Origin of the sequence: Nafulsella turpanensis ZLM-10 (assembly GCF_000346615.1) — a bacterium.
Taxonomy (GTDB): Bacteria; Bacteroidota; Bacteroidia; order Cytophagales; family Cyclobacteriaceae; genus Nafulsella; species Nafulsella turpanensis.
Genome location: NZ_ANNU01000006.1, coordinates 24,936 through 37,056, shown reverse-complemented (window position 1 = coordinate 37,056; position 12,121 = coordinate 24,936). Strand labels below are relative to the sequence as shown.

The 12,121-nt window shown below is 46.8% G+C and carries 6 protein-coding genes; 4 read left to right on the top strand and 2 right to left on the bottom strand.

The window, feature by feature from the left end:
• Nucleotides 1-38 precede the first annotated feature (38 nt).
• Nucleotides 39-1,148 (bottom strand): glycosyltransferase family 4 protein, encoded by a 1,110-nt coding sequence (locus F752_RS0102910; protein ID WP_017730231.1) that lies wholly within the window; start codon nucleotides 1,146-1,148, stop codon nucleotides 39-41.
• 230 nt (nucleotides 1,149-1,378) lie between these two features.
• On the opposite strand from F752_RS0102910, the gene hflX reads away from it, so the two are divergent.
• Together hflX and F752_RS0102900 are read left to right on the top strand one after the other, a co-directional pair.
• Nucleotides 1,379-2,599: a GTPase HflX gene (gene hflX / locus F752_RS0102905; protein ID WP_017730230.1), complete on the top strand. Its 1,221-nt coding sequence runs from the start codon at nucleotides 1,379-1,381 to the stop codon at nucleotides 2,597-2,599.
• Between the two features lie 549 nt (nucleotides 2,600-3,148).
• Nucleotides 3,149-7,474 (top strand): hybrid sensor histidine kinase/response regulator transcription factor, encoded by a 4,326-nt coding sequence (locus F752_RS0102900; RefSeq protein WP_081604495.1) that lies wholly within the window; start codon nucleotides 3,149-3,151, stop codon nucleotides 7,472-7,474.
• A gap of 136 nt (nucleotides 7,475-7,610) precedes the next feature.
• Here F752_RS0102900 and F752_RS0102895 read toward each other — a convergent pair whose 3' ends face one another.
• Nucleotides 7,611-8,495, bottom strand: a complete 885-nt coding sequence (locus tag F752_RS0102895; RefSeq protein WP_017730228.1) for a helix-turn-helix domain-containing protein — start codon at nucleotides 8,493-8,495, stop codon at nucleotides 7,611-7,613.
• A gap of 526 nt (nucleotides 8,496-9,021) precedes the next feature.
• On the opposite strand from F752_RS0102895, the gene F752_RS0102885 reads away from it, so the two are divergent.
• The gene (locus F752_RS0102885) at nucleotides 9,022-10,176 is read left to right on the top strand and encodes a glycoside hydrolase family 26 protein (RefSeq protein ID WP_081604494.1); all 1,155 of its coding nucleotides are present in this window, start codon (nucleotides 9,022-9,024) and stop codon (nucleotides 10,174-10,176) included.
• Between the two features lie 29 nt (nucleotides 10,177-10,205).
• Nucleotides 10,206-12,110 (top strand): sodium:solute symporter family protein, encoded by a 1,905-nt coding sequence (locus F752_RS0102880; protein ID WP_017730225.1) that lies wholly within the window; start codon nucleotides 10,206-10,208, stop codon nucleotides 12,108-12,110.
• Nucleotides 12,111-12,121 lie beyond the last annotated feature (11 nt).

The following is a 12,121-nucleotide window of genomic DNA, read 5'->3' as shown; positions in this document are numbered from 1 at the left end:
TCTTCTTTACAGGAAAGACAGGTGGTTTGCCCAATTCATCAGCGGGTAATTTCTTCAATGGCTTGCAGGTAACGGTCAATCACAATCTTTTCATCGAACTTCTCTACCGCAATTTGCCGGCTCTTCCGTCCCAGTTCTTCCCGGTGGTGACTGTCGAGCTGGTACATCCGCTCCATTTTATCAGCCAGGTCCAGGGCATCTTTCGCTTTGCAAAGATAGCCATTTACCTCATCCTGTACTATATTATTGCAGCCGGGTACATCGGTGGTTACAATAGGTTTTCCGGCGCTGGCGGCTTCCAGCAGGGAGCGTGGCGTTCCTTCCCGGTACGAAGGGAGTACCACGCAGTCGGCATGGCGGATGTAGGGGAGCACATCATCTGTAGTACCCAGGTATTCCACACATCCTTTTTCTTTCCAGCTATCGATAACAGCCAGGGAAATTCCCCTTCGGTGGCCCGGATCCGGGGCACCCATCAGCTGGAACCGGGCCTTTATTCCTTTTCTTTTTAAAATTCCGGCAGCTTCTACATACTCGGCTATTCCTTTATCATATAACAGGCGCGAAAGGACCAGGAAAGTAAAGGAAGTATTTTTTATCCGGCCGTTCGGGGAAAAGCGGGTGGTGTCAATGCCCGAACCGGGAATTACTTCTGTTATTTCGGGCTTTACCAGCTTAAATCGTAGAAACAGGCGCTGGTCGTCTTTATTCTGGAAGAATACTTTTTGAGGAAAGCGAAAAGCAAAGCCGTACAGGCGGCGCGCAATTTTGGCAACCGTTGAATTATTAAGGAAGACGGTTCCCAGGCCACTCACATTGTTAATGCAGGGGATGCCCAATGCCCTGGCTGCCAGTGTGCCGTACACATTAGGTTTTATTGTGTAGTGTAATACTACATCGGGTTGTATTTCTTTATAAGCTTCGTACAGCTTCCGGATGACCCGTAACTCGTGGAAGGGGTTGGAGCCGCTGCCCTGCATTTTTACCGGAATAAACCGGCAACCGGCTACTTCGAGGCGGGCAGAGTATTCATCGGGAGGTGCAATGGCAAATACCTCCATGCCTTGGGCCTGCAGCGCTTTTATGAGCCTGAGCCGAAAGTTGAAGATGTTCCAGGAGGTGTTAATGACAATAGCAACCTTTTTCATAAAGTAGTCCCCGTACTTTTTGTACAGGGGCCATATTTTGCAGATAAAGTTATTCGCGCAATTTTATTTAAGTTTACAAAATTAAGTATTATCTTTTTAACTATTTAGGTGAAAACCAATTAAATAGTACGGCAAAACGCAAGGGACCGGAACCTCTCATTGGGCTTTTCAGTTATATAATTGTAAGAAAAACAATAGAAATTCATACCTAAGCATATAAAAAAGACTGAATGATAAAAACCTTTTCTACAGCTCCCCGGCAGGAAACAGCCGTGCTGGTGGCGCTTACAACTCCCAACCAAACAGCTGAACAAACGAACGAATACCTTGATGAGCTGGCCTTTCTGGCAGAAACCTCCGGTGCTCAAACCGTTAAGTTCTTTACCCAAAAGCTTGAGAAGCCCGATATCCGCACCTTTGTAGGCAAGGGAAAGCTCGAAGAAATTAAGAGCTATGTGGTAGCCGAAGGGGTCGACATGGTTATTTTTGACGATGAGCTAACTCCTTCGCAGGTTCGAAACCTGGAGCGCGAGCTGGAGGTGAAAATTCTGGACCGAAGCCTGTTAATCCTGAATATATTTTCCTTACGGGCTAAAACTGCCCAGGCGAAAGCCCAGGTAGAGCTGGCCCAGTATCAGTATCTGCTTCCCCGTCTTACCCGTATGTGGTCTCACCTTAGCAAGCAAAAAGGTGGTATCGGTATGAGGGGGCCAGGTGAAAAGGAACTTGAAACAGACCGTCGTATTGTACGCGATAAGATTGCTTTACTGCGCGAAAAGCTCGACAAAATAGAAAAGCAGAGTGCCACCCGTCGCAAAAATCGCGATAAAATGGTACGCATAGCGTTGGTTGGCTATACCAACGTGGGCAAATCCAGCATTATGCAGCTCTTATCCAAGGCCGATGTATTTGCCGAAAACAAGCTGTTCGCCACGGTGGACTCTACTGTTCGAAAGGTAGTCATTAACCAGATTCCGTTCCTGCTGACCGATACTGTTGGCTTTATCCGTAAATTGCCGCACACCCTGGTGGAGTGCTTTAAATCTACGCTCGACGAGATTAATGAGGCAGATATCCTGATGCACGTGGTCGATATTTCGCACCCGGCTGCTAATGAGCAGGTTGAAACGGTTAACGGTACCCTGGCCGAAATTGGCGCTGCCGATAAGCCTACCTTAATGGTTTATAATAAAGTAGATGCCCTGCCGGAGAATTACCTGGAGGAGGCGCCTTCGGAAGAAGAGCTGACAGAAGCGGTGCAGGAAGACCCGGTCTGGATAAACCTTCGCCGGCTGCGCCAGAATGGAAACGGTAAAGAAGGAAATGAAAAAGTGTTTGTATCGGCCCTCAAAAAACAAAATGTGGAGGAGTTACGCCAGCAGGTTTTTGAACTGGCCGCCGATCGCCACTATACCATTTTTCCTAACTACCTGAAGAACGAGGTGTATTAGTTAGTTGGTTAGAGAAGGAGCAGGATTTCTTTCTTTGCAGACCAGGCCCCGAAGCCTCCCTGCCGGAAAAGGACTGAATGCTGAACGAATAATAATTTAACGGAAGCCTGTAAGCGATAAGCTGCAGGCTTTCCTTTTTTTGGTAGAGCCTGTTTTGCTTTGTGTCTGGGAAAAGGTATTTCTTTAAAGCGTTTTTTAATTGTGGTTTATCCCAATAGAACCTGAGGTTTTTCTTGTTTCCCTATCTTTCGTTCGCCCCAGGTATTATCTGGAAAGAATATCTCCTTGGAAAGGAACTATTATACAAAATAATATGCTGGTTGTAGTACTGATTTTATCTGCTATAATTAAATTTAACAGATTGTTCAGTTGCTTTTAATAAGTGCTTTTGAACTCATAGCTCACCTGTATGAAATTGAATAGGAAAGGAGAAGGAGGAGGCCCTTGTCCCTCTTCTGTGGAGAGCGGTAGTTACTAGTTTTGGGGTGTAGCAAATATTTTCGTTGTCGAATACCCGGGGCTCAGGCATAATAAATCCCAGAATAAAACATGATGTTAAGAGTGTTATTGGTGTTAATCATGCTGCTTCCAGCCTGCCTGGAAATGGTGCAGGCTCAGTCAAATGAGCTGAAGTTTGAACATCTTACCAAAGAAGACGGGCTTTCGAGTAGTGACATTACCTCTGTCGTACAGGATCAGCAGGGCTTTATCTGGATAGGAACCATCGACGGATTGAATCGCTACGATGGCTATACTATTAAAACGTACCGCAGCAACCTCGATGACTCTACCAGCCTCTGCGATAATAAAATTAGTGCCCTTTATGTAGACAGTGAGGGAGTGCTGTGGGTTGGAACGGAGAATAACGGACTTAGCCGTTATAATAAAGATACAGACTCCTTCACCAATTTTGCTCCCAGGGTGTATGACCCCAAAAGCCTTTCCTTTCATTTCGTTACTTCCATTACAGAAGATGCCCACCATAACCTTTGGGTAGGCACCTTGTCAGGTCTCAATAGGTTTGACCGGAAAACGCAGCAGTTTAAGCAATATTTCAGAGAAATTGAACTGGAGGTAAGTGCGGAAACCATTCTGCACCTGAAAGAAAGAGGGCTTCCCTTTTCCGTATTAGAGGCCCTGCAGAAGCTGGAGCAAAGAGTATTTAAAGGACAGGAGCATTTTTTGGCTACCCTGGCGCAACTGCTGCCGGAAAAGGATATTGCACAGTATAAACAGATTATTTTCTCTCTTGTAAATCTATCCACCGAAGCAGAAAGTATCCGGTCATTAGAAGCCGATGCCAGCGGGAATCTGTGGATTGGATTTGAGCAGGAGGGGCTTGCCCGCTTTAATCCAGCAAGCAATGAGTTAAGTCGGTACCGGCATAATGCTGGCGATACCAATTCCCTGAGTAACGATGAGATTATGAGCCTTCAGCTGGATGGCAGCCAGCTGTGGATAGGGACCAGGGCAGGAGGATTAAATCGCCTGGATATTCAGAAGAACAGGATTTTTCGCTATCCCTACGAGAAGGAAAAAAGCCATATAAAATGTATTCTGAAGGATAGTAAGAATACCATTTGGTTTGGCGATGGTTATGCACTGAGCCGGTATAACCAGCTGGAAGACTCCTTTCTGCGCTATGAGTATTACGATACCCGGAGTTCCGGGCAGGCTGCACTGGCAGTAAGCACCCTTTATGAAGATGTGCAGGGAAACCTGTGGCTGGGTGTTCAACAGGGAGGCGTAAACCGGACGATTGTGAACCATCCCTTTGTGCATTTTGCGCAAAATTCTACCACCAGCACAGGCCTCAGCAAGTCCAGTGTTTCTTCTGTACTGAAAGATAGTAAAGGCAATTTGTGGGTGGGATATTTTACTATGGGCATTGATTTTTGGGATGCAGAAACTAATGAAAAAACTCATTACAGTTACAATGTTCAGGATACCAACAGCCTTGGAGAGGGTACTGTATTTAAAATATTTGAAGCAAGTGATGGAAGAATCTGGGTAGGAACTTACCGGGGAGGGCTTCAGTACTTCGATGAATCTACCCGCAGTTTTATCACTTACAGGCATGAACCTGCCAATCCGCAGTCTATCAGTGGGAATGATATAAGAGATATTACCGAAGATGCAAGTGGGAACCTCTGGGTTGCCGTACATGGAGGAGGGGTGAGCCGGCTGAACCTGAGAACAGGTGCCTTTAAAAATTATAAGGCTAATTACCCCGACTGGCAGCACTCCCTGTCGAACGATTGGGTGTTTACTGTTTTTGCAGACAGCAAAGGCCGGGTTTGGGCCGGGAGTGTGTCTGGTGTAAGTGTACTCATGCCGGAGAAGGAGCACTTTATTAGCTATAATCACCAAAACAGCACATTGAGCCACAATAGCGTTCGTTCCATTTTTGAAGACAATAAAGGCCAAATTTGGATAGGTACTGAAAATGGCCTGAATAAATTCGATGAGCAGCGCCGGGATTTTGTCGTATATACCGAAAGAGATGGGCTCCCGAACAACTTTATCATGGGAGGGATGGCCGACCAGGAAGGAAATTTATGGATTAGTACAAACCATGGCTTATCAAGGTTTAATGAAGCTGAACAGAGCTTTCGTAATTACAGTATGCTGGATGGTCTTCAGTCCAACGAATTTTTTCCGGGGGCTTATTTTAAAGGGGAAGAGAATCAATTCTTCTTTGGCGGAAAGAATGGTTTAAACAGCTTCAATCCCTCTGCAATTCGCGATAATGCTTATAAAACACCTGTCGTTATTACTGATTTTAAGCTTTTTAACAGAGAGGTTGCAATAGGTGGGGAACAAGCTCCTTTGCAGAAGCACATTAGCCAGACCCATGAAATTGAACTTTCGTACGACCAAAATGTCATGAGTTTCGGTTTCGTAGGCCTCAACTTCGTTCGACCGGAAAAGAACCAGTACGCCTACATGATGGAAGGCTTTGAAAAGGAGTGGAACTATGTGGGGAACCGAAAGGAGGCCACCTACACCAACCTTGACCCCGGGGTGTATACTTTTAAAGTGAAGGCAGCCAATAACGATGGGTTGTGGAATGAGCAGGAAGCTTCGCTGAAAGTAACTGTACTGCCTCCTTTCTGGCAAACCAGCTGGGCTTACGGCTTCTATTTCTGTTTTGTGGCAATAATGCTTTACGCCTACAGGAGCGCCACCGTTTACCGGGAGCGGCGGAGAAGCAGGTTGCGCCTGGAGAAGCTGGAGGCAGAGAAAATTCATGAGCTGGATACGCTTAAGCTTAACTTCTTTGCCAATATCTCCCATGAGTTTCGGACCCCCCTCACGCTTATCGGCGATCCGGTCGATAAGCTGGTGTCGGAAGGAAATTCCCTCAGGATTGATGAACGGCAGGGGCTGTATCAGCTTATCCAGCGGAATTCACGTCTGCTGCTTCGTCTTATAAACCAGTTGCTGGATATTTCAGCGGCCGATGCAGGAATGATGAAGCTGAGGGTAGTACAGTGGGATATTGTGCAGTTTACAAGGAGCATAGCCGATGCCTTTGCTTACAAAGCAGAGCAAAATAGTATCGTATATATTTTCGCTCCCGGTACTGATGCTGCGGAGGTGTATTTTGATCCGGATAAGCTGGAAAAGATTTTGTTTAATCTCCTTTCCAACGCCTTTAAGTTTACACCCGAGTGTGGAAAGATAGCGATAAACCTTTCAGTGGTGGATGATGCCACCCAATTACCGGCCCGCCTGCAGAAGGAGGCTTCGTCCATACAATATGTTAAAATAGCGGTGGAGGACAGTGGCGTAGGTATTCCGCCGGAGGAGAAGGATAAAATATTTGAACGCTTTTTTCAGGTGGAGAAGAAAGGCTACCGAAAGAAGGGAGCCGGTATTGGCCTGACCTTGGTAAAGCAGTTGGTAGAACGTCATTATGGCGAAGTGGAGGTAGTAAGCGAAATGGGTAAAGGAAGTACGTTTACTATCTGGCTGCCGGTTGCTGCTGAAAGCTTTGGTGCAGATGAGTTTGAGCTTGCTGACGTTAAAATACCGCAGGAATTCGGGATGGAAAGTAAGCCGGGTGCTGAGGAGGCTCCGGAGATAAAGGAACCTCTTCAGGAGAAAGTTTCTGCAGATTCACCTCTTCTGCTGCTGGTCGAAGACAGCCATGATGTAAGGCATTACCTTCGCGATAACTTTAAAGGAAAGTACAGGATAGAGGAGGCGAGTAACGGGGTCGAGGGCTTTGAGAAGGCAGTCAGTAAGATGCCGGACCTCATTATAAGCGATGTTATGATGCCCGAGCTCAGCGGCACGGCGCTTTGCCGAAAGCTCAAGAGCAGCGAAAGCACCTGCCATATACCTGTTATTTTGCTGACAGCACAGGCGGCCGAGCATAACCAGCTGGAAGGGCTGGAAACAGGCGCCGATGATTACATTGCCAAGCCATTCAGTATTCCGGTATTAAAGGCAAAAGTAAAAAATCTTATTGCGGTCAGAAAGCTGCTGAAGCAGCGCTTCTCTGAGGATCCTGACTTTAAACCAGCCGAAGTAGCGGTAAACTCGCTTGATAAAAAGTTCATGGAGCGCGTATTGCAGATAGTGGAAGAAAACATGGCTAATTCACGCTTTAGTCCCGATGTGCTGGCCAGTGAGCTGGGCATGAGTCGTTCGCAGCTGTATCGTAAAATGAAAGGCCTTACCGGCTTGTCTGTTAGTATTTTTATCCGAAACATCCGCCTGCGCGAAGCTACCCGCCTGTTGAAGGATAAGGGACTGACCATTGCAGAAATTGCTTACGGCACGGGCTTCAGCGACCCTGCCTACTTTAGTAAGTGCTTTAAAGAAGTATACGCGAAAACACCAACCGATTATATCCAGGTAAAATAGAGGCTTTGCCTTTTGTTCTGTACGAAATTTTGTACAGGCAAGGCTTTAATAGCCCCTGACCCAAACGTTAAGCACAGCAATGAGTGAGTGATCTTGGTTGAAGAAACTATGCTGCACTACCTGCAGAGGAACGGCTCTATATAAATACCCGGGTGCCGGAGTAATTCTGTCGGAATTCGGTAGGGGTGCAGCCGTTCTTTTTTCGAAACAGGCGGTTAAAGTATGAAAGATTATTGAAGCCACAGTTAAAGGATACCTCGGCCACTGTTTGGGTAGTATCGATAAGCAGGTGGGAAGCATGTCCCAGCCGGATTTCGTTCAGGCTTTCAATAAAGGTTCTGCCAGTGCGCTTTTTAATAAAGCGGCTAAAGGATACTTCCTGCATGTTTACTGTTTTGGCTACGTCTGCTAAAGCAATGTCTTTATTAAAGTGGGCTTCCATAAACTCAAAAGCCTTTTCAATGCGACGGCTGTTGTAGCTGAACTGCCCATCTGAGAAGGATGCATTGGACAGGGTGCGCATATCCCGCGAAAGGGAAAGATCGTGCAGGATTGACATGAGTTCGAGTACAGAATCAAACCCGCTCATGGTGGTAAGCCGCTCAATTCGTTCGCGGAAGGCAAGGGTGGTTTCTCTGGAGAATAGGATGCCTTTTGAGGAGCGTTCCAGCAGGGAGCGCAAATGGCTTAGCTGGTTGCGGCGGAGGAGCTTTTCATCGAACAGGTCGCGATGGAACTGAATGGTAATTTCATAAATTTCTTTGCTTTTACATTCATGGGTAAACCACCCGTGCGGCAGGTTACTTCCTACCAGCACCAGGTCCAGTTCATCGATTACCTCTACATTATCTCCCACAATACGCTTAGCTCCCTGGGCACGATGTACAAAATTCAGTTCAAACTCTTCGTGTATGTGCAGCGGAAAGCTAAAATCATGCTTTACTCTTTTAAAGAGGGTAAAACAGTCGCTGGCATTTAGGGGCGTAATTTCCCGGTAAATGTTACGCAGGTGCTCGTTCATGCTGTAAGTGTTAAATAAGTACCGGCTTGCGGTTGAATAAATTTAATGCTTTCTGACTGGTTTTCCATTCTTACCGGCTTATTGTTTTTATAGAAGAGAAGATCAGCTGCTATCGGTAGAAAAGCCGTGGAGGAGGGTGTTCAGGGGTTTGTTCGTTTAATGCAAAACCATTACAGGGCTCTTATGAGCGATAAAGTAGTGCCTGGATGTTGCTTCCTTTTGCTGAAGTAGGATTTTTCGGTTTGTTTAATATGAGCAAAGTCACTGCCTGGGAGGTGGTTTTTCTGCCATCTTCTTCAAATAAAAACCAGCTCCGGTCAATGAAATGATAAAATAGTATTATATGGGTACTGGATATTGTAGGTATATTTGGTATCAATGGTTAAGAGGTGATAAAGCAAACTGACAGGAAATTTATATGCCATTGGCAAACTCTCTTTCCTGAGTAGCATCATTCACCAACTTACTTGAAGCTTAAAAATCAGCCTGTCTTCTGTTTTGTAGGAAAGAGGTAAAGCCATTCAGTATGTTAAGGATAACATTATTTTGTATAGCAAAGCTGTTTCTTTTCAATGGCCTTTTGGCGCAATCGTTGCCCATTGACCCCAAAGCAACAGAAGAAACCCAAAACCTGTATGTCAACCTGCAACGGCTGGCAGAGAAAGGAGTTATGTTTGGCCACCAGGATGACCTGGCCTATGGAATAGGCTGGAAGTATGAGCCGGGGCGCTCCGATGTAAAGGAGGTGGTGGGTGATTACCCGGCCGTTTTTGGCTGGGATTTAGGCCACCTGGAATTGAAAAGTCCCATGAACCTGGACAGCGTTCCTTTTGATAAAATGCGGGAATATGTGCAGCAGGTGTATACCCAGGGAGGATTGAATACTTTTAGCTGGCACCTCAACAACCCGGTCGATCCGGCTAAAACCAGCTGGGACCATCAGGATTCAACCATTCAGCAACTCTTTGCCGATAAAAAAGCGATGCGGAGGTACAAAAGGTGGCTCAGAAGAGTGGCTCGCTTTATGAAAAGTCTCGAAGGCCCCGAAGGAGAAGCTATCCCGGTAATATTTCGCCCCCTGCATGAGCACAACGGGAGCTGGTTCTGGTGGGGTAAGGGACATGCTTCGCCCGAAGAGTACAAACAGCTGTACCGCTTTACGGTCGAATACCTGCGCGATAAAAAGAACGTGCACAATCTTCTTTATGCCTACTCTCCCGATAAGTTTTACTCTAAAGAAGAGTTTCTGGAGCGCTACCCCGGCGATGAGTGGGTAGATGTGATTGGCTTTGATATTTATCATCGTCCAAACGCCGGAGATTCGGTGGATACTTTCGTGAAGGATGCGCGCCGGATGGTGAACATGCTGAAGGAAATAGGGGAGGAGAGAAACAAGCTATATGCCATTACAGAAGGAGGGCTGGAGCAAATACCCCAGGAGAACTGGTGGACTGAAACCCTGCTGCCTGTAATAGAAGATTCAGGTCTTTCTTATGTACTGGTGTGGCGGAACGGGCGCCCCGACCATTATTATGCACCCTTTCCGGGTCAGGAAAGCGCTGAAGATTTTAAGGCCTTTTATCATAAACCAAAGGTGCTTTTCGGAAGAGAAGTGGCAGCCGAAAACATTTATGCCCCTCCTGTGCCTGCGGAACAGGCAGCGGCTAAAGACAGGAATTAACGTTTCACAGATATTCACTCCTATAATTGATGAAGTTATCTGCAATTGACCTCTGCATCATCATCCTCTACTTAGTAGCAGTGGCTTCCATTGGGCTGTTCATGAAGAACAGGGCGAAGGAAAATAAAGAAGCTTACCTGTTAGGGGGCAACAGCCTTCCCTGGTATGCGCTGGGCGTATCTAATGCCTCCGGCATGTTCGATATTTCCGGCACCATGTGGATGGTGATGCTGGCCTTTGTGTATGGTCTGAAAAGTATCTGGATTCCCTGGCTCTGGCCTTCCTTCAACCAGGTGTTCCTGATGGTATTCCTGGGCATCTGGCTGCGGCGTTCCAATGTTACCACCGGGGCAGAATGGATGCTGACCCGCTTTGGCAAAACCAAAAGCACCACGAAGTCACACACCATTGTAGTAATCTTTGCCCTGCTGAGCTGCCTCGGCTTCCTTGCCTATGGCTTTATTGGCCTGGGTAAATTCATGGAAATATTCATTCCCTGGTCGGCAGTAGAGCCTTATGTTCCCTTTGAGGTGCCTGCGGCTTATGTACCCCACCTGTATGGTTTAGCTTTTACCCTGTTTGCCGTCTTTTACTCTATTTTAGGCGGTATGTCCAGTATTGTGTGGGCCGATGTGCTGCAGTTCATTATCATGACCGTGGGAGCTCTGGTGGTGGGCTATATCGCCATCGATAATATTGCAGGCGGCACTTTAGTCGTACCGGAGGGGTGGACCACCCCCTTCTTTGGGGCTACCCTCGACCTGGACTGGGCCGGTATTATCGACGATGTAAATGAAAAAATTAAGGAAGATGGCTTTTCTCTATTCGGCATATTTTTCTCGCTGATGCTGTTTAAGGGTATTTTAGCCAGTCTTGCAGGCCCTACGCCAAACTACGATATGCAGAAGATTCTCTCAACCCGCTCTCCAAAAGATGCGGCCAAGATGAGTGGCTTTGTGTCGCTGGTACTTATTCCCACCCGCTACCTCATGATTATTGGCTTCACGGTGCTGGCACTCTTAAATTATGAGCAGCTGAACCTCGAAATAGGCGGGCGTATCGATTATGAGCAGATTCTTCCCTCTGCCATTGTTAACTTTGCGCCAACTGGTATTCTTGGCCTGATTCTGGCAGGTCTGCTGTCGGCTTTTATTGGTACGTTTGCCGGCACCCTAAATGCCGCCCAGGCCTATATCGTAAACGATATTTACCTCAAATACTGGAACCCGAAGGCATCGAATGCCATGGTAAGCAACATGAATTATCTTACGGGTGTGGTCGTAGTACTGCTGAGTGTGGTGCTGGGCTTTTTTGCAAGAGATGTAAACAGCCTGCTTCAGTGGATTGTATCCGGCCTCTATGGCGGTTATATTGCAGCCAATGTGTTAAAGTGGTACTGGTGGCGCTTTAACAGCAATGGCTTTTTCTGGGGCATGCTCTCCGGAATTACGCCGGCCCTTATATTTCCTTTCTTCTTCGATGGACTTGATTTGTACTACTTCCCGGTTCTGCTGCTGCTTTCCCTGGCAGGTAGCATTGTTGGCACTTTAACGGCGCCGCCTACGGATACGGAAACTCTCAAAAGCTTCTACAGAAAAGTACGCCCCTGGGGCTTTTGGAAGCCAATCGACAGGCTGGTGAAGGAGGAAGAGCCCGATTTTAAAGAGAATAACGATTTCTGGCGCGATGCCTTTAATGTGGTAATAGGGGTGGTGGCCCAAATGTGCCTTACCCTCCTGCCTATTTACCTGGTTATTCAAATGCAAACCGAGCTGCTCATTACCTTAGCCATATTTCTTTTATGTGCAGCAGTGCTGAAGAAGACCTGGTGGGACACCTTGCCGGAAGACAGGCCAATGACACCGCCAAAAGACCCTAATGCAGCGAAACCGTCTAAAAAAGACCCGGCCATAGTGGCGGATAACAGCTACTAAACCAACTACAA

Bases quoted from the DNA above. Each gene is read 5' to 3' on its own strand.
- F752_RS0102900 (WP_081604495.1), top strand. From the start codon at position 3,149: ATGATGTTAAGAGTGTTATTGGTGTTAATCATGCTGCTTCCAGCCTGC.
- F752_RS0102895 (WP_017730228.1), bottom strand. From the start codon at position 8,495: ATGAACGAGCACCTGCGTAACATTTACCGGGAAATTACGCCCCTAAAT.
- F752_RS0102880 (WP_017730225.1), top strand. From the start codon at position 10,206: ATGAAGTTATCTGCAATTGACCTCTGCATCATCATCCTCTACTTAGTA.
- F752_RS0102910 (WP_017730231.1), bottom strand. From the start codon at position 1,148: ATGAAAAAGGTTGCTATTGTCATTAACACCTCCTGGAACATCTTCAAC.
- F752_RS0102885 (WP_081604494.1), top strand. From the start codon at position 9,022: ATGTTAAGGATAACATTATTTTGTATAGCAAAGCTGTTTCTTTTCAAT.
- hflX (WP_017730230.1), top strand. From the start codon at position 1,379: ATGATAAAAACCTTTTCTACAGCTCCCCGGCAGGAAACAGCCGTGCTG.